This is a genomic window from Mangrovimicrobium sediminis (assembly GCF_004745945.1).
Taxonomy (GTDB): Bacteria; Pseudomonadota; Gammaproteobacteria; order Pseudomonadales; family Halieaceae; genus Mangrovimicrobium; species Mangrovimicrobium sediminis.
Genome location: NZ_SRLE01000007.1, coordinates 369,154 through 387,648, shown reverse-complemented (window position 1 = coordinate 387,648; position 18,495 = coordinate 369,154). Strand labels below are relative to the sequence as shown.

The following is an 18,495-nucleotide window of genomic DNA, read 5'->3' as shown; positions in this document are numbered from 1 at the left end:
TGCCGAGTACACCGGTAGAGAACCCGGGTCCGAGAGGGCATAATAGCGCCCCCGCACGCCCGTCCGTCTTGCCATCGCCACGCGGACGACGCCGACCTATCTAAGCACGGTCGCGGCAGTCGGGCCGACATCGAAATCGCGCAGCCAGGACATGCCGAAAAAAACGCTGAAATCCATGATGCCGACACCGGAGCGCCTGCGGGAGATCAAGTCCCTGCACATCCTCGGCGACTGGATTTACGCGAACAACCTCTGGCATATCAACCGCTACTCCTCGGCCATGGGCTTCTTCGTCGGCCTGTTCATGGCGTTCATGCCGATCCCCGGCCAGATGGTGCTCGCGGCGGCAATGGCAGTGCTGCTGCGCTGCAACCTGCCGCTGTCGGTGGGACTGGTGTGGATCACCAACCCGGTGACCATGCCGGCAATCTATTACCTGGCCTACCGCCTGGGGGCGCTGATCCTGCGCCACCCGGTGCAGGCGATGGAGTTCGAGCTCAGTTTCCACTGGCTCACGCACCGCCTCAGCGAAATCTGGGAGCCCTTCCTGCTCGGCTGCCTGCTGCTGGGCCTGTTCTTCGGCTCGCTGGGCTATTTCATGATCAACATCCTGTGGCGCATTCGCGTGGCCACCAAGTGGCGCCAGCGCAAGCGCGACCGGGCGCGGCGCGCCGGGCCGCAGTGATTAATGGAATAGTGGGCTAACGGGAAGCGTATGCGGCGGGCGGGTTTTCAGCTGCGCTCGTGGTTGAGTACCAGCGCCGGCGCCAGCCGGGCCGCACGTCTAGCGGGATAGATCGCCGCCAGCACGCACATGGCGAAGGCCACGCCGCCCACCACCAGCAGGTCCTGCCACTGCAGGTCGACGGGGATGAACGACACCGGATAGACATCCGTGTGCAGGAAATGGAAGCCGGTCAGGCGCTCCAGGGCGCGCACCAGGCCCGGCACCAGCTGGCTGAAACCCGCCCCCGCCAGGCTCCCGGCACACACGCCGGCCACGCCGATCATCGCCCCCTGCAGCACGAAGATCCAGGCGATGTCGCGCCCGGAGGCACCCAGGGTGCGCAGGATGGCAATGTTGTCCTGTTTGTCGAACACCACCAGCACCAGCGACGAAACCACGTTGAACGCGGCCACGGCGATGATCGAGAACAGCAGCAGGCTGACCAAGCGGCGCGACAGCTGGATCGCCGCGTACAGGTTGCCGTGGGTCATCATCCAGTGGGTGGCGAAGTACCCCGGCGGCAGGGACGACAATACCTGCCGCGCAATCGCGGGGGCGGCGAACAGGTCGCCAGTGGCCAGGCGCAAGCCGCTGACGGCGCCCTCCAGCCCGGCCAGTTGCGAGGCCATGTCCAGGTGCAGCAGCGCCACCGCCTCGTCCAACTCCGTGCCGGAATGCATAACCGCCGCCAAGTACAGGGCGCGGTAACGGGTGCCGTCCACCGCGCCGCTGATACCGCCGCCGGGCACCACCAGGGTGACGGTGTCGCCGGGGCTGACGCCGAGCCGTTCGGCGATGCCCGAGCCCAGGGCGATGGCGTCATCGCGGGCGAGGAAATCCGCGCGCTGCGCCGGCGCCATGGTGTCCAGCAGCGCGCGGTTGGCCGCGTCCGCCACCGGCACGCCGATGCCGCGCGCGGTCTCGATCGCCTCGCCGCGGATGAACAGCGCGTCGAACTCGGTGAACGGGCTCACACTGCGCACTTCCGGGTTCGCCGCGACTTCCGCGGCGAGTTCGCGCCACTCGCGCATCGGCTGGTAGCCGTAAATTGTGACGTGGGGAACCAGCGCGAGGATGCGTTCGCGCATCTCCCGGTCGAAGCCGTTCATCACCGAGAGCACGGTGACCAGCAACGCGATGGCCAGCACCAGGCCGAGCATGGACAGCGAGGAGAGGAAGGTCGAGAGATGCCCCTGGCCGTGGCCGAAGGTATAGCGCACTGCCACCCGGGCGCGTTCGCCCCAGTTCAAGCGCGCGGCTCCAGGCGGCCCTCGCGCAACTCCAGGGTGCGGTGCATGCGCGCGGCGATGGCCGGGTCGTGGGTGACCACCACGAAGGCGGCGCGCAGGGCACCGAGTTCGTCGATCAGCTCCAGCACCTGGGCCGCGGAGGCCGGATCCAGGTTGCCGGTGGGTTCGTCCATCAACACGCAGGCCGGTTCGCCCACCAGTGCGCGGGCGATGGCCACGCGCTGGCGCTCGCCGCCGGAGAGCTGTGACGGGCGGTGGTCCAGGCGCTGCGCCAGGCCGACGCGCTCCAGCACCTGCGCGGCCCGCGCCAGCGCCTCGCGCCGCGCCGTGCCGCGAATCAGCAGCGGCATGGCCACGTTCTCGCGGGCGTCGAACTCGGGCAGCAAGTGGTGGAACTGGTAGACGAAACCCAACTGCCGGTTGCGCAACTCGCACAACTTGCGCTCGGGCAGGGTCGCGAGATCGGCGCCGCACAGCAGAACGCGGCCGGCACTGGGGCGGTCCAGCCCGCCGAGCAGGTTGAGCAGGGTCGACTTGCCGGAACCGGAGGCGCCGACCACGGCGATTTTCTCGCCCGGTGCCAGCGCCAGTTCCACGCCCTCCAGCACGCGCACGCGCCGGTCGCCGTCCTCGTAGGCACGGCCCAGGCCTTCGCAGCGCAGCACGACTTCCTGTGCCGGATCGCCCTGTGCGTGAGCGGGGGCCGCAGCACGGGGATCATTCATAGCGCAGCACCTCCGCCGGCGCGACACGGGCCGCGCGCCATGCCGGGTACAGGGTCGCCAGCAGGCTGAGCAAAAACGCTGCGATCACCACGGCGATGACATCGCCCCACTGCAGCACCGAGGGCAATTCGGTAATGAAATACACGCTGGGATCAAAGAGCTTCACGCCAAACAGGTTCTCCGCGAACCGGGTAATAGTGGAGATATTCTCCGCCAGCAGCACGCCCAGTACCACCCCGCTGGCGACACCGACCAGGGCCAGGGCAAGGCCGTGCCAGATGAAGATCAGCATGATGCTCCCGGCGCGCGCACCCATCGTGCGCAGCACCGCGATATCGCCGCGCTTCTCCGCCACCGACATGACCAGGGTGGAGACGATATTGAACGCCGCCACCGCAACCACGCTGAGCAGCAGCAGGCTGACCATAATCTTCTCCATTTTCACCGCGCGGAACAGGGAGCCCTGGGTCTGGCTCCAGTCGCGCACCCGGTAGTCTGCCGGCAGGTTCTGACCCAGCGCACGCATGATATCCGGGGCCGCGAACAGGTCGTCCGTGTGCACCTGCAGGCCGTCCACCGCGTGCCGCGGGCCCAGCAGTTTCTGGCCGATCGGCAGCCCGATGAAGGCCTGGTAGCCGTCCGGCGGTGCGCCGACCTCGAAAATACCGGTCACGGTGAGGCGCTTGCTGCGCGGGAATACCCCGAGCGGCGTCACCGTCAGGCGCGGCACGGTGACCTCGACACTGTCGCCGATTCCCACGTTGAGCATGCGCGCCAATACCGAACCGAGCACGAGGTTGAAGCCGGGTTCCTCCAGGGAGGCCAGCGATCCGGCGCGCAGCGCGTGGGTGACCCGCGAGACGCGCGCCTCCTGCTGCGGGTCGATCGCCGTGAGCACGCCGCCGTGCAGACTGCGCCCGTTGACGAAGATGACCTTGTCGGTGATGTAGGGGGCCGTGGCATTGATGCCGGGCATAGCCTCGATCTCGCGTGCGCGCTGCTGCCAGTCGCTCATGCCCTCACCGCCGGCTTCGACGAACCCGTGGGGCACCAGTGACAGGATGCGTCCGCGCAACTCACCGGCGAAGCCGTTCATGACCGAGAGCACGGTGATCAGCGAGGCCACACCGATCACCATGCCGAGCATGGAGACCAGTGCGATCAGGGAAGTGAAGCGGTTGCGTTTACGGCTGAAGCTGTAGCGCAGGCCGATAAACCAGGCGAAGCCCGCCGCGGCAGGGGCGCTCATGGGGCGGGCTGGATCCGCTCAGTTGTCGCGATCGGCGGAGTAGTATTGCGCCTGCGCGGCGCTCTCGCCGGACGCGGGTGAGCGGGTTTCCTCCTCGCAGCGCTGCGGGTCGCCGCCGCAGATGGAGCAGGCCTGGTCGATGCCCAGGGCACCGATGCCGCCGCAGGAGCCCTTGATCGGCGCGCGGCCAAAGATCACGCCCACGGCCATGCCCAGCATGACCAGGCCGAAAACGAGTGCGGTGATCAGGAATGTCGACATTGTCTCCTCGCTGTGGGCATATGGCCCACGATTGCTACTGCGGGTCGGTTACCAGGTAGGGAGCGAAAGCATCGGTATACCGGCTCGCAAACCCCTCCCCGTCCCGCTGGATGAAATATACCGCCAAGCCCTGTGCCTGCGCCACCGACCAGGCGGCCTCGGGGCCGAGCACGGTGAGCGCCGTGGCCCAGGCATCGGCGAGCATGCAGTTGCTGTGGACAACAGTCACCGAGACCAGTTCATGGGCCACCGGATAGCCGCTGCGCGGATCGATACTGTGGGAATAGCGTACGCCATCCACTTCAAAGAAATTGCGGTAATCGCCAGAGGTGGCGACGCCGGCATCCCCCGGCTTGATCGCGCGCGCCACGCCGAAATGTTCGCTGTCCGGTTGCTCGATGGCCACACGCCAGGCATCGCCACGCGGGCTGAGCCCGCCCAGGCGCATCTCGCCGCCGACCTCGACCAGGTAATCGTGCACGCCCTGGCTCTCCAGCCAGGCCACCACCTTGTCCACGGCAAAGCCCTTGGCGATGCTGGAAAAATCCAGGTAGATATCGGCGTGTTTGCGCAGGCGGCCGCCGGCCACGTCCAGCTCCAGCTTGTCCTGGCCCACACGCTGGCGCACTTCCTCGATGCGCTGCGGCGAGGGCGGCTCATCGGTGTGCGGCGCCGGGCCGAAGCCCCAGAGATTGACCAGCGGACCGACGGTGACATCGTAAGCGCCCTCGCTGCCCTCTCCCACCGCCAGTGCGGCCTCCAGCACCTGCTGGAAATCATCGGACACCGCTACCCACTGCCCCGTGGTGCCGCGGTTGAAGCGGCTGATCTCGGAGTCCTCGCGGTAGGTGGACATGGCGGCGTTCACCGCCTCGAGGGCGGCTGCGATTCCAGCCTGCATCGCTTCGCCGTCCAGGGACTGCCCGGCGTCGCCGACCACGGTGGCGTGCCAGGTAGTGCCCATGGTGGGCCCTTCCAGGCGCAGCACCTGGCGCTGCTCGCCACAGCCGGCCAGGCACAGCAGGACGACCAGGGCGCAGAGGTAAAAAAGCCACTCCGGGGAGTGGCTTTTGCGTTCGCTGACTGCGAGGAGCACGATGCGGAACTCAGCCTCCAAAGTCGTCGAGCAGGATGTTCTCCGGCTCCACGCCGAGGTCGGTGAGCATCTGGATCACCGCCGCGTTCATCATCGGCGGACCACACATGTAGTACTCGCAGTCCTCGGGCGCCGGGTGGTCCTTCAGGTACTGTTCGTACAGCACGTTGTGGATGAAGCCGGTGAGGCCGTCCCAGTTGTCTTCCGGCTGCGGGTCGGACAGCGCGACATGCCACTCGAAGTTGTCGTTCTCCTTCGCCAGCATGTCGTACTCGTCCTCGTAGAACATCTCGCGCAGGGAGCGCGCACCGTACCAGAAGGAGATCTTGCGCTTGCTGTGCAGACGCTTGAGCTGGTCGAAGATATGCGAGCGCATGGGCGCCATGCCCGCGCCGCCGCCGATGAATACCATCTCGGCGTCGGTGTCCTTGGCGAAGAACTCGCCGAAGGGACCGTAGACCTTCACCTTGTCGCCGGGCTTCAGGTTGAACACCCAGGAGGACATGATGCCTGGCGGGATGCCCTTGCTGCCGGGGGGTGGCGTGGCGATACGAATGTTGAACTTCACCAGGCCCTTCTCTTCCGGGTAGTTGGCCATGGAGTAGGCGCGGATGGTGGTGTCCTTGACCACGGACTCCAGGTTGAAGAAGCCGAAGCGCTCCCAGTCGCCGCGGTACTCCTCGCCGATGTCGAAGTTGGAGAACTTCACGTGGTGCGGCGGGCATTCCAGCTGCACGTAGCCGCCGGCGCGGAAATCCACGTTCTCGCCCTCGGGCAGGCGCAGGGTGAGTTCCTTGATAAAGGTGGCCACGTTGGGGTTGGACTCCACCGTGCACTCCCACTGCTTGACGCCAAAGACCTCCTCGGGCACCTCGATTTTCAGGTCCTGCTTGACCGCGGTCTGGCAGGACAGGCGCCAGCCCTCGTTGGCCTCGCGCTTGGTGAAGTGCGACTCCTCAGTAGGCAGCATGGAACCGCCGCCCTCGAACACCTTGCACTTGCACTGGGCACAGGTACCGCCGCCGCCACAGGCGGAAGCCAGGAAAATGTTCGCCTCGGACAGGGTCTGCAGCAGTTTGCCACCCGCGGGCACCGTGATGGTCTTCTCGCCGTTGATCTCGATGTTCACGTCACCGCTGCTGACCAGCGATGAGCGCGCGACCAGGATGATGGCGACCAGCGCCAGCACGATCGCGGTGAACATGACGACGCCGAATACAATCGTTAAATCCATAACTACGCTTCCCGCTTACAGGTCGATGCCGCCGAAGGACATGAAGCCCAGCGACATCAGCCCCGCGATAATAAAGGTGATACCGAGGCCCTGCAGTCCGGCGGGCACGTCGGAGTACTTGAGCTTTTCGCGAATACCGGCCAGGGCGACAATGGCCAGGGCCCAGCCGACACCGGAACCGGCACCGAACACCACGCTCTCGGCGAAGCCGTACTCGCGCTCAACCATGAACAGGGAGGCCCCCATGATGGCGCAGTTCACGGTGATCAGCGGCAGGAACACACCGAGCGCGTTGTAGAGCGCGGGCACGAACTTGTCGAGGAACATCTCCATGATCTGCACGATGGCGGCGATCACACCGATGTAGGACAGCAGGCCGAGGAAGGACAGGTCCAGGTCCGGGAAGCCGGCCCAGGCCAGGGCGCCGTCCGCCAGCAGGTAGTGGTAGATCAGGTTGTTGACCGGCACAGTGATGGTCAGTACCACCACCACGGCGATCCCCAGGCCCAGCGCCGCGTCGATCTTCTTCGAGATGGCGAGGAAGGTACACATGCCCAGGAAGAAGGCCAGCGCCATGTTCTCGATGAAAATGGCGCGGATAAACAGGCTCAACAGCGCTTCCATTTACACGCCCTCCTTCAGCACGGTGTGCTTGGCGATAGTGAAGTCCGGCTTTTCCACCTGCTCTTTGTGGAAGGTGCGCAGCACCCAGATGAAACCGCCGATCAGGAAGAACGCGCTGGGGGGCAGCAGCAACAGGCCGTTGGGCACGTACCAGCCGCCGTCGGTGACCAGGGGCAGTATCTCGAAGCCGAACAGCTTGCCGGCGCCGAACAGCTCGCGCACGATTGCCACCGCGATCAGCACCACCGAGTAACCCAGGCCGTTGCCGATACCGTCGATAAAGCTGGGCAGCGGCGGGTTCTTCATAGCGAAGGCCTCCGCGCGGCCCATCACGATGCAGTTGGTGATGATCAGGCCGACAAACACCGACAGCTGCTTGCTGATGGCAAACGCGTAGGCCTTGAGGATCTGGTCCACCACGATCACCAGCGAGGCGATGATGATCATCTGCACGATGATGCGGATGCTGCCCGGAATGTGCTTGCGGATCAGCGATACGCCGAGGTTGGAGAACGCCGTCACCGAGGTCAGTGCCACGCACATGACCAGTGTCACCTGCAGCGACGAGGTCACCGCCAGGGCGGAGCAGATCCCGAGGATCTGCAGCGCGATCGGGTTGTTCTTGAAAATTGGGGTTGTGAGAGTCTGTTTGGCAGAGTCCACGATCAGGCCTCCCCGGATTTCAGGTTGTTGAGGAAAGGCTCGAAGCCGGCTTCGCCGAGCCAGAAACGCACCAGGTTATCGACGCCACGGGTGGTCAGGGTGGCACCCGCCAGGCCGTCGACGCGGTATTCCGCGTTCGGCGCCGAGGGGTCGACACTGCCCTTGATCACCTGGATGGCGACCTCGCCATCGTCATAGGCCTGCTTGCCAGACCACAGCGACTTCCAGCGCGGGTTGTCCACCTCGCCGCCGAGTCCGGGGGTCTCTTTGTGCTCGTAGAAGCCGATGCCGGCGATAGTCTTGGCATCGCCCTGCAGCGCAATAAAGCCGTACAGGGTGCCCCACAGGCCGTAGCCGCGAATCGGCAGGATGATCTTGTCGACGCCACCGCTTTCGTCACGGGCGACGTAGACGATGGAGTAATCCTCGCGGCGGAAGATCTTCGCCGGGTCGTTCTCCGGCGCCAGTGCCTCGGAACGCTCCGGGTTCTTGGCGGCCTTGAGTTGGTCGTAGCTGGACGGGTCCAGTTCGTCGGTGAACTTGCCGGTGCGCAGGTCGACCATGCGCGTCTGGATGTGCGAGAACTGCTCCTCGACGCTCTGCCCCGGTACCAGCAGACCCGCCGCGGCGAGAATGTTGCGCTTGCGGTCCAGGGCCTTGTTCTGCTCCTGCACCGGCTTGAGCACCACGGCCGCAGTGGAGACGATCACCGAGCACACGATACACAGCGCGAGCGCGACGATCAGGGTCTTGGAAGTGCTGTCATTACTGGACACGGGCAAGCCTCCTCTTGACGTTCGCCTGCACCACGAAGTGGTCGATCAGCGGCGCGAACAGGTTGGCAAAGAGGATTGCGAGCATGATGCCCTCCGGGAAAGCGGGGTTGACCACGCGGATCAGTACGGTCATCAGCCCGATGAGAATGCCGAAGAACCATTTGCCCTTGTCGGTCATCGCCGCCGATACCGGATCGGTGGCCATAAACAGCATGCCGAAGGCAAAGCCGCCGGTGACCAGGTGCCAGTACCAGGGCATGTTGAAGGCCGGGTTGGTGTCCGAACCGATCCAGTTGAACAGGCTGGACAGGGCCAGCATGCCGAGGAACACACCGCCGACAATACGCCAGGCGGCGATCCGGGTGATCAGCAGCAGCGCACCGCCGATGAAGATCGCCAGGGTCGAGGTCTCGCCGATGCTGCCGGGGATGGCGCCGACGAAGGCGTCCCACCAGGTGAACTGGCTCTGCAGAGCCGCCATGCCGTCGGTGGCGACGATGGACAGCGGGGTTGCGGCGGTGTAGCCGTCCACCGCCACCCACACGGAGTCGCCGGACATCTCCGCCGGGTAGGCGAAGTACAGGAAGGCGCGGCCAGTCAGGGCCGGGTTGAGGAAGTTCTTGCCGGTACCACCGAACACTTCCTTGCCAATCACCACACCGAAGCTGATGCCCAGCGCCACCTGCCACAGGGGCATGTCCGGCGGGCAGGTCAGCGCGAACAGGATGGAGGTAACGAAGAAGCCCTCGTTGACCTCGTGCCCGCGCTTGGAGGCGAACAGGATTTCCCAGGCAATCCCCACCACGAAGGTGGTGATGTAGATCGGCAGGAAAAACACTGCGCCAAACCACAGGCAGTGCCAGAGATTACCGGCGTCGTAGCCGCCCAGCAGATCGATCAGCCAGCCGTGCCAGCCAGCGACACTGGCGCCGGCTTCCATCACCGAGTTGGCCTGGAAGCCGAGGTTGTACATGCCGTAGAACATCGCCGGGAACGCGGCGAACCACACGGTGATCATGATGCGCTTCAGGTCCACGCCATCGCGCACGTGGGCGGTGGAGCGGGTTACCGAAGACGGCGAGTAAAAGACAGTATCGATCGCTTCGTAAAGCGGGTAGAGACTCTGCAGGCGACCACCTTCCTGGAAGTGGTGCTCCACATCGTCAAGCATCTTGCGCAGGCCCACCGGTCAGCCCTCCTTCTCGATGCGGGCAAGGTTATCCCGCAATATCGGCCCGTATTCGTACTTGCCCGAGCAGACATAAGTACACAGTGCGAGGTCTTCCTCCTCCAGTTCGAGGCAGCCCAGGTTCTGGGCGGTCTCGGTGTCGCCGACGATCAGCGAGCGCAGCAACTGGGTGGGAAGAATATCCAGCGGCATCACCTTCTCGAAGTTGCCGGTCGGCACCATGCCGCGCTCGGAACCGTTGGTGTTGGTGGTCATCGGCAGCGGCTTGCTACCGAAGAAGCTGCTGAGGTAGATGCCCAGCACCGAGTGCTTGTTGGCACCGGGTGACAGCCAGCCCATGAATTCGCGGTGGCGACCCTCGAGCAGCACGGACACCTGGTTGTGGTATCGGCCGAGGTAGGCGGTGCCTGAACTGACGCCGCGGCCGCCGAGCACGGAACCGGAGACGATGCGGTTTTCACCGGCTTTGGTCTCGCCGGCGCACAGGGCCTTGAGGTCGACACCCAGGCGGGTGCGCAGCAGGCGCGGATTCTCGACCTGCGGGCCGCACAGTGCGACGACCCGCTCGGTGTAGATGCGGCCATCGAGGAACAGGCGGCCGATGGCGATGACATCCTGGTAACCGACCTGCCAGACCGTCTTGTGCGCGTGCACGCCTTCAAGAAAATGAATATGAGTGCTGGGCAGGCCCGCGGGGTGCGGCCCGGCGAACTGTTCCGCCTGGATATTGCCGGCCTTGCCCTGGGGCAGGTCGACACCGGCTCCGGCGCACACGTACACCTTGCCCGCCGTCAGTTTGGCCAGCAGGTCCTGGCCCAGGGCGAAGGCTTCGGGCTGCTCGGCAATGATCACCGCCGGGTCCGCGGCCAGCGGATGGGTGTCGATTGCAGTGATGAAAATGGCCGCAGGGGTCGAATCCGGCGCCGGCACCTTGCTGAAGGGCCGCGTGCGCAGGGCCGTCCACTGCCCGCTGGACAGCAACTGGCCGCGCACGGTGTCCGCATCCAGGCCGGCGGCCGCCTCGGCGGTGTAGGCGGGAAAGTCCACCGCGTCGTCACCGTCGATATCGATGACCACCGACTGCAGCACGCGCTTGGCGCCGCGGTTAATCGCGGAGACCACGCCGGCGGCGGGCGCCGTGTAGCTCACGCCCTCGGTTTTCTTGTCGGTGAACAGGACCTGGCCCAGGCTGACGCGATCGCCTTCCCGGACCTCCATGGTGGGCTTCATGCCGATGTAATCGAAGCCGACCAGCGCGACGGCGCGCGCGGCCGGGGCTTCCTCAATGGATTGCCGGGGCGCTCCCTGGATAGGAATATCCATTCCCCGTTTGATCTTGATCATACGATCTGCCTACGAAACTAGAAACTGGATGGGCAGTGACGACTGCAGGTTGGCGGGACTGACTGGGAGTCCGGGACCTTCGCCTGCACGCGAATGTCGAGTCTGCCGTGGTCCGGGGGCTTGCGCCGAAACCGGACGCCAAGACGCGCGCATTATAGGGGAATCGCCTATAAAACGCTACAGAACGCCACCGGGCGCACTGCATTTGAGCGGTGATTTTACCGCTCTTTCGACTATGGTCGAAGCGCGGGGGCCGCGCGCGGGCACGGCCCCGACGTATCAGGCTTCTTTCGGGTAAACCGCGAAGTGGATGCCGGCCATCTGTTCGAGGATGCGGTGCACCTGGCAGCTGTAACCGAATTCGTTGTCGTACCACAGGTACAACACTACCTGGGCGCCGTTGGCGATGGTCGCCTGGGCGTCGAAGATACAGGCGTGGCGCGAGCCGACGAAATCGGTGGAGACCACTTCCGGCGAGTTGGAGAAGTCGATCTGCTTGCGCAGCGGCGAGTGCAGGGCGACATTGCGCATGTACTCGTTGATCTCCTCCACCGTGGTCTCACGCTTCAGGGTCAGGTTGAGGATGGCCATCGACACATTGGGCGTGGGCACGCGGATCGCGTTGCCGGTCAGCTTGCCCAGCAATTGCGGCAGCACCTTGCCCACCGCCTTGGCGGCACCGGTCTCGGTGATCACCATGTTGAGCGGTGCACTGCGGCCGCGGCGCGAGGCCTTGTGGTAGTTGTCGATGAGGTTCTGGTCGTTGGTGTACGAGTGCACGGTCTCGACGTGGCCAGCGAGAATACCGAACTCGTCGTCCATCGCCTTGAGCGGCGGCGCAATGGCGTTGGTGGTGCAGGAGGCGGCGGAAATGATGCTGTCGTCGTCGCCGATGATCTCGTTGTTGATGCCGGCCACCACGTTTTTCAGGTCGCCCTTGCCCGGCGCGGTGAGGATCACTTTGCTCACGCCCTTGCTCTTCAGGTGCAGGGACAGGCCGTCGCGGTCGCGCCATACGCCGGTGTTATCCACCACGATGGCGTTGTTGATGCCGTATTTGGTGTAGTCAATGGTGTCCGGTGAGTCGGCGTAGATCACCTTCACCTCGTTGCCGTTGGCGACAAACGACTGGCGCTCCTCGTCCACGCGGATGGTGCCATCGAAGGCGCCGTGCACGGAATCGCGGCGCAGCAGGCTGGCGCGCTTGACCAGGTCATCGGGCGCTTTGCCCTTGCGCACTACGATGGCGCGCAGTCTCAGGCAGTCGCCGCCGTCGGTTTTCTCGATAAGGATGCGCGCCATCAGGCGGCCGATTCGGCCGAAACCGTAGAGCACCACGTCCTGGGGCTCTTGCAGGGGCTGCACGGTGGAGCCGATATCCTCGGCCATCACCTTGCGCACGTACTCCTGGATGGTCAGGCCCTCGCCCAGGCCCTTGTCGTAGTAGTCGACGGTGATACGGCCGATGTCGATGTGCGCGGGACCAAGGTCCAGTTGCAGCAGTTCCTCGAGGACCGGGAAGGTTTCCTTCTCGGAGAGCTCGTTGCCCTCGACCTGGCGCACGTAGCGGTGGATCTTCATCAGCTCGAGTACCGAGCGGTTCACCAGGTTCTTGCCGTAGATATAGCACTTGACGTTCTTTTCGCGGGCCAGCTTGCCCACCAGGGGAATCATCCCTTCTGCCAGCGCCTCGCGCTGTTTCCAGTCCTGGAAGTAATCATCTGGTCGGTTGCGCTTGCGATCGTTCGCCATCGGTCGGGGGTCCTGCACGGTGGTGGATTGGGAGCGTGGTGTTGCGGCCGCGTATTATCGACGGATGACCGGGACGGCGCAAGTTGCGCGGGCCCGCGCTGGTGACGCGCGGACCTGCCGCGGTACAATGCCGGCCCGCCAGAAGTCGACAGCAACGCTCATCATGTTCAGTACCCTGGTTTCCGACACCCCGTGGCCGTCCAAACCCGGCAGCCGCACCGCCCTGGGTCCGGTGCACGGCGCCGTGGATGCCCTGTGCATCGCCGAGCTGGCAAGTGCCGAGCGCCTGCTGGTGGTGATCACGCCGGATACCCACGCAGCACAGGCCCTGGAACGCGAGCTGCCCTTCTTCCTCGACGGCGACGTGGAACTGCTCAGTTTCCCGGACTGGGAGACCCTGCCCTACGACAACTTCTCGCCGCACCAGGATATTATCTCCGAGCGCCTGGCCACCCTGCACGCGCTGCCGCAGACCCGCTCCGGCGTACTGCTGGTGCCGGTGCCCACGCTCATGCACCGGCTGGCGCCGACGCATTTCGTGGCCGGCTCGAGCCTGGTGCTCGCCGAGGGCCAGCAGCTGGATATCGACACTTTCCGCCGCAATCTCGAGCGCAATGGCTACCGCAACGTCGACACGGTCTACGAGCACGGCGAGTTCGCCCTGCGCGGCGCGCTGTTCGACATCTACCCGATGGGGTCAGCGCTGCCCTACCGCATCGACCTGCTCGACGACGAGATCGACACCCTGCGCACCTTCGACCCGGAGACCCAGCGCACTGTCGAGAAAGTGACCGACATCCGCCTGCTCCCCGCTCGCGAGTACCCGCTGGACCCGCAGGCAGTGCAGCGCTTCCAGATGCACTGGTACGACGCCTTCGACGTGGACCCGGACCAGTGCCCGACCTTCACCGAGGTCAGTGCCGGACGCAGCCCCGGCGGCTGCGAGTACTACCTGCCACTGTTCTTCGAGGCCTGCGACACCCTGTTCGACTACCTGCCGGCGGGCGCGGCGGTCATTACCTGCGGCGACCACCACGCCGCGGCGGAGCATTTCTGGGTGGAGGTCGGGCGGCGCCACGAGGAATACGGCATCGACCCGCGCCGGCCCCTGTTGCCCCCGGCGCGCTGCTTCACACCGGTGGAGGAGCTCTACCAGCGGCTGAAGGCCTTCGCCGTGCTCGAGCTGCGCCAGCGCGAGGACGCCCCGGTGCACCGCGCCAGCGGCGCCCTGCCCACGCCATCGTTGTCCGGGGTGGCCGGCCTCGCCGCGTTCACCGAAGAGCACCGCGGCCCGGTGTTGCTCTGCGCGGAGTCCGCCGGTCGCCGTGAACTGTTGCTGGAATCACTGCAGGAACACGGCCTGGAGCCGGTGCCCGCGAGCAGCTGGCAGGCCTTCCTGGACGGCGGCGCAGCGTTCGGCATCGCCACCGCACCGCTGGACCGCGGCCTGTACTTCGGCGCGGAGCAGCCCGCCCTGGTCTGCGAGAGCCAGCTGTTCGGCAACCGGGTGGCCCAGCGTCGGCGCCGCAAGGTCTCCGCCGAGGCCGCCGGGGCCACGGTCTTCCGCGATCTCAACGAATTGCGCGAAGGGGTCCCGGTGGTACACCTCGAGCACGGGGTCGGCCGCTATATCGGCCTGCAGACCCTGGAGGTCGACGGCCAGCAGGCGGAGTTCCTGACCCTGGAATACGCGCGCGGCTCAAAACTCTATGTGCCGGTGGCCTCGCTGCACCTGATCAGCCGCTACTCCGGCGCAGACCCGGACCACGCCCCGCTGCACAGCCTGGGCTCGGACCAGTGGGAAAAGGCCCGGCGCAAGGCCAGCGAGCGCGCCACCGATGTCGCCGCGCAACTGCTCGAGGTGTACGCGCGGCGCGAGGCGCGCAAGGGCTTCGCCTTCAGCAACGACACCGCACTGTACGAGCAGTTCGCCAGCGCCTTCCCCTTCGAGGAGACCCCGGACCAGGAACTGGCCATCCACGCGGTGCTCGACGACATGTGCAACCCGCGGGTGATGGATCGCCTGGTCTGCGGCGATGTCGGCTTCGGCAAGACCGAGGTCGCCATGCGCGCAGCCTTCGTCGCCACCCAGAACCGCAAGCAGGTGGCCGTGCTGGTGCCCACCACCCTGCTCGCCCAGCAGCATTTCAATTCCTTCAGTGACCGCTTCGCCGACTGGCCGGTGCACGTGGAGGTCATCTCGCGCTTCAAATCCGCCGCCGAAGTGAAAAAACTCAGCGAGCGGGTGGCGGCGGGCAAGATCGACATCCTGGTCGGCACGCATAAATTGCTGCAGACCGATTTCGCCTTCAGCGACCTCGGCCTACTGATCATCGACGAGGAGCATCGCTTCGGCGTCAAACAGAAAGAGGCGATCAAGGCCCTGCGCTCGGAGGTGGACATCCTCACCCTCACCGCCACGCCGATCCCGCGCACCCTGAACATGGCCCTGGGCGGCATGCGCGACCTGTCCATTATCGCCACACCGCCGGCGCGCCGGCTGTCGATCAAGACCTTCGTGCGCGAGCACAATATCGCGCTGGTCAAGGAAGCGATGCTCCGCGAGACCTTGCGCGGCGGCCAGGTCTACTACCTGCACAACGAGGTGAAGTCCATTGAGGAGAGCGCGCGCAAGCTGCGCGAGCTGCTGCCGGAGCTGAGCGTCGGTGTGGCCCACGGCCAGATGCGCGAGCACGAGCTGGAGCGGGTGATGTCGGACTTCTACCACCAGCGCCATCACATCCTGGTGTGCAGTACGATCATCGAGACCGGCATCGATATTCCCAACGCCAACACCATCATCATCGAGCGCGCGGACAAGTTCGGCCTCGCCCAGTTGCACCAGCTGCGCGGGCGCGTCGGGCGCTCCCACCACCAGGCCTACGCCTACCTGCTGACACCGCCGCGCTCGGCGATTACCACCGACGCCGGCAAGCGGCTGGAGGCGATCGAGGCCGCCGGCGATCTCGGCGCGGGTTACATGCTGGCCACCCACGACCTCGAGATCCGCGGCGCCGGCGAGCTGCTCGGCGAGGAACAGAGCGGGCAGATCGAGTCCGTAGGCTTCACCCTGTACATGGACATGCTGGAGCGCGCGGTAAAAGCGATACGCCGCAGCGAGATTCCCGATGTCGATGCGCCGCTGGACTCGGGCACCGAGGTCAACCTACACCTGCCGGCTCTGATCCCCGAGGACTACCTGCCGGACATCAACACCCGCCTGGTGATGTACAAGCGCATCGCCGCGGCCGCCAGCGAGGACGAGCTGCGCGAGTTGCAGGTGGAGATGATCGACCGCTTCGGCCTGCTGCCGGAGCCGATCGGCAACCTGTTCGCCCTCTCCCGCCTGCGCCAGGTGGCCGAGGACCTCGGTATCCGCGCGATTGATGCCGGGCCGCAGGGTGGTAGTATCGATTTCAAGGAGAGCACCCGGGTCAACCCGCTGTCGCTGGTGCGCCTGGTGCAGGGCGACCCGCGCGCCTACAAGCTCGCCGGCGCCACCCGCCTGCGCTTTACCTGCGAGCTCGAGGAAAAAACCCAGCGGCAGCGGTTCGTCGAGGACCTGCTCGCCACCTTCGCCAACGAAGCCACGGAAGCCGCCGCCTGATGCCCCAGTTGCACCGAGCCTGTTCCCTTCTCGCCCTTTTTGCACTGCTCTGGCCCGCCTCTTCGCAGGCGCAGGACAACCCGCGCTGGTACAAGGTGGAACTGTTCGTGTTCGCCAACCTGGCCGCGCCGGGCAGCGAGCAGTGGCCGGCGACGCCGTCGCTCGAGTATCCCGCAGCGCACCGCCTGCTGGTCTACCCGGAGAAAGTGCGGGAAGCGCGCGAGAACCATGAAGGATCGAGCGAGCTGGATGATCGCGGCCTGTTGACCCTGTTTCCACCGCCGCAACCCGAGGCGGAGGGCGAACAGGACACCACCCCGGACATTCCCTACCTGACCGACCCCAACGACATCCCCGCGCCGGTGGCGGAGATTGCAACACCGGCCCCGGTCATCGAAGAGGAGGAGGCCCCGCCGCGGCCGATGCCTTTCGTCGTGCTCCCGGCGCAGCAGCGCGAGTTCCTCGGCAAGGCGGCCTACATGGAACGCAGCGGCGAGTTCTACACCCTGTTTCACCAGGCCTGGGTCCAGCCCGTGCTGGCCGAGGCCGAGACCCTGCCCATCGTGCTCGACTTCTCCGGCGATCGGGGCAACTGGCCGCAGCTGCAAGGCAGCGTGACTATTTTCGTCGAGCGCTACCTGCACCTGGACACCAACCTGTGGTTCAACACCAAGGGCTACTACCTGCCCGGTGACTGGCAGATGCCGGCGCCGCCGCTGGGGCCGGCCTCCATTGAGGTGATCGAACCCGAGCCGGAAGTGCTGGATCCGGAATACGGGCTGGAGGAAGCCCCCGGCTTCGCCACCCTGGGCTGGCGCGAAACACCACTGGCGGAAGACCCCAACACGCCGGCCCCCGCCCTCGAGACACCCACCTACCCCTGGCGCCACGCGGTGCTCATGCAGCAGTCGCGACGCATGCGCAGCCACGAGGTGCACTACATCGATCACCCGCTGTTCGGCGTGGTCATCAAGCTGACCCCGCTGGACGAGGAGACGCTGGAGGCGCTGGCCGCCGAGCGCGCGGAGATCGACGCCGAATTACGCGGCGATCAACCCGCGGATGGAGACTCCGCTGCGATGTAGGCCTGCAGCAGTGCACGCACCGCGCCCGCACCGCGGGCCAGGGCGTCGCGCATCGAGTCGAGGGTGATCGGCGCATCCGACAATCCCGCGGCGGGGTTTACCACCATGCACACGCTGGCGTAATCCAGGCCCAGCTCCCGCGCCAGGGAAGCCTCGGGCATACCGGTCATCCCCACCAGGTCGCAGCCGTCCCGGGCCAGGCGACGGACTTCCGCCGCGCTTTCCAGGCGCGGCCCCTGCATCACCCCGTGCACGCCCCCGGCCTCGTGCTCCAGCCCGGCGTCGCGCGCCGCGCGCAGCAGGGCGGCGCGCAGGGCGAGGCTGTAGGGCTCGGTAAAATCGATATGCTGCAGGCTACCGCCCTCGCCCACGTCCACCGTGTGCTCGCGCCCCCAGGTGTAGTCGATGACCTGATCCGGGATGACCAGGGTACCGGTGAGCATCGCCGGGGTGATGCCGCCCACCGCGTTGATGCCGATCACCTGGCTCGCGCCCAGCGAGCGCAGCGCCCAGAGGTTGGCGCGGTAGTTGATGAGGTGCGGGGGAATCGCCCTGGGGCTGCCGTGGCGCTGCAGGAAAAACACCTGCTGCCCCGCCATGCGGCCCTCCTCTACCGCCCGTGACGGGTCACCGTAGGGGGTCTGCACACAGTGGCGGTCGACAATCTCCAGTCCGTCCAGCTGGTCGAGGCCGGTGCCGCCGATAATTGCGAGACTAGGCATCGGCAGCCCCGTCGAGCGATGCCGGGAGGGGTGGTATCCGGTGATGAATGCAGTGCTTTTTAGATAATTTTTTCATGTCCGGCAGCGGGGTTATTGCGGGGCGGATATATAAATGCGCGTCGCGCCCCAAGTCAACCGCCGGCGAGCATCGCAACTGCCTGACTTGCTTCACAAAGTCACTGAGCGTATGG

16 protein-coding genes are annotated in these 18,495 nt (G+C 65.8%); 3 read left to right on the top strand and 13 right to left on the bottom strand.

Translation table 11 applies throughout. The annotated features are described in order from the left end of the window. The first annotated feature begins 151 nt into the window (after positions 1 to 151). A complete protein-coding gene (locus tag E4634_RS11285; protein ID WP_135443915.1) occupies positions 152 to 685 on the top strand; it encodes a DUF2062 domain-containing protein in 534 nt (177 codons plus the stop codon). Between the two features lie 47 nt (positions 686 to 732). On the opposite strand, the gene E4634_RS11280 is transcribed toward E4634_RS11285, so the two are convergent. From E4634_RS11280 to E4634_RS11225, 12 genes are all read right to left on the bottom strand, one after another. Next, positions 733 to 1,977 (bottom strand): FtsX-like permease family protein, encoded by a 1,245-nt coding sequence (locus tag E4634_RS11280; protein WP_135443913.1) that lies wholly within the window; start codon positions 1,975 to 1,977, stop codon positions 733 to 735. Then, entirely contained in the window at positions 1,974 to 2,702 is a 729-nt protein-coding gene (locus E4634_RS11275) for an ABC transporter ATP-binding protein (RefSeq protein WP_135443911.1), read from the bottom strand. The genes E4634_RS11280 and E4634_RS11275 overlap by 4 nt, the downstream gene beginning before the upstream one ends. Further along, entirely contained in the window at positions 2,695 to 3,951 is a 1,257-nt protein-coding gene (locus E4634_RS11270) for a lipoprotein-releasing ABC transporter permease subunit (RefSeq protein WP_135443909.1), read from the bottom strand. Before E4634_RS11270 ends, E4634_RS11275 begins: the two co-directional genes overlap by 8 nt. 18 nt (positions 3,952 to 3,969) lie before the next feature. After that, positions 3,970 to 4,212, bottom strand: coding sequence for a (Na+)-NQR maturation NqrM (nqrM, locus tag E4634_RS11265; RefSeq protein ID WP_135443907.1), 243 nt, complete (start codon positions 4,210 to 4,212; stop codon positions 3,970 to 3,972). 34 nt (positions 4,213 to 4,246) lie between these two features. After that, positions 4,247 to 5,308 carry an FAD:protein FMN transferase gene (locus E4634_RS11260; protein ID WP_206046860.1) on the bottom strand — a complete coding sequence of 354 codons (1,062 nt, stop codon included), beginning with the start codon at positions 5,306 to 5,308 and terminating at the stop codon, positions 4,247 to 4,249. A 10-nt stretch (positions 5,309 to 5,318) separates the two neighbouring features. Beyond that, positions 5,319 to 6,542: an NADH:ubiquinone reductase (Na(+)-transporting) subunit F gene (gene nqrF / locus E4634_RS11255; RefSeq protein WP_135443905.1), complete on the bottom strand. Its 1,224-nt coding sequence runs from the start codon at positions 6,540 to 6,542 to the stop codon at positions 5,319 to 5,321. A gap of 15 nt (positions 6,543 to 6,557) precedes the next feature. Then, positions 6,558 to 7,166 (bottom strand): NADH:ubiquinone reductase (Na(+)-transporting) subunit E, encoded by a 609-nt coding sequence (gene nqrE / locus E4634_RS11250; RefSeq protein ID WP_135443903.1) that lies wholly within the window; start codon positions 7,164 to 7,166, stop codon positions 6,558 to 6,560. After that, on the bottom strand, positions 7,167 to 7,829 hold the full coding sequence (locus E4634_RS11245; RefSeq protein WP_135443901.1) for an NADH:ubiquinone reductase (Na(+)-transporting) subunit D: 663 nt from the start codon (positions 7,827 to 7,829) through the stop codon (positions 7,167 to 7,169). Between the two features lie 2 nt (positions 7,830 to 7,831). After that, positions 7,832 to 8,605: a Na(+)-translocating NADH-quinone reductase subunit C gene (locus E4634_RS11240; protein ID WP_135443899.1), complete on the bottom strand. Its 774-nt coding sequence runs from the start codon at positions 8,603 to 8,605 to the stop codon at positions 7,832 to 7,834. Further along, positions 8,595 to 9,791 (bottom strand): NADH:ubiquinone reductase (Na(+)-transporting) subunit B, encoded by a 1,197-nt coding sequence (locus tag E4634_RS11235; protein ID WP_135443897.1) that lies wholly within the window; start codon positions 9,789 to 9,791, stop codon positions 8,595 to 8,597. The genes E4634_RS11240 and E4634_RS11235 overlap by 11 nt, the downstream gene beginning before the upstream one ends. 3 nt (positions 9,792 to 9,794) lie before the next feature. Next, a complete protein-coding gene (locus E4634_RS11230) occupies positions 9,795 to 11,138 on the bottom strand; it encodes a Na(+)-translocating NADH-quinone reductase subunit A (protein ID WP_135443895.1) in 1,344 nt (447 codons plus the stop codon). A gap of 279 nt (positions 11,139 to 11,417) precedes the next feature. Further along, the gene (locus tag E4634_RS11225) at positions 11,418 to 12,890 is read right to left on the bottom strand and encodes a glyceraldehyde-3-phosphate dehydrogenase (protein ID WP_135443893.1); all 1,473 of its coding nucleotides are present in this window, start codon (positions 12,888 to 12,890) and stop codon (positions 11,418 to 11,420) included. Between the two features lie 163 nt (positions 12,891 to 13,053). Here E4634_RS11225 and mfd point away from each other — a divergent pair, with 163 nt between their 5' ends. Together mfd and E4634_RS11215 are read left to right on the top strand one after the other, a co-directional pair. Further along, a complete protein-coding gene (gene mfd, locus E4634_RS11220) occupies positions 13,054 to 16,497 on the top strand; it encodes a transcription-repair coupling factor (protein ID WP_135443891.1) in 3,444 nt (1,147 codons plus the stop codon). Next, positions 16,497 to 17,582, top strand: coding sequence for a CsiV family protein (locus E4634_RS11215; protein WP_135443889.1), 1,086 nt, complete (start codon positions 16,497 to 16,499; stop codon positions 17,580 to 17,582). Before mfd ends, E4634_RS11215 begins: the two co-directional genes overlap by 1 nt. Here E4634_RS11215 and E4634_RS11210 read toward each other — a convergent pair. After that, a complete protein-coding gene (locus E4634_RS11210; RefSeq protein WP_135443887.1) occupies positions 17,549 to 18,304 on the bottom strand; it encodes an S-methyl-5'-thioinosine phosphorylase in 756 nt (251 codons plus the stop codon). The genes E4634_RS11215 and E4634_RS11210 overlap by 34 nt on opposite strands. Positions 18,305 to 18,495 lie beyond the last annotated feature (191 nt).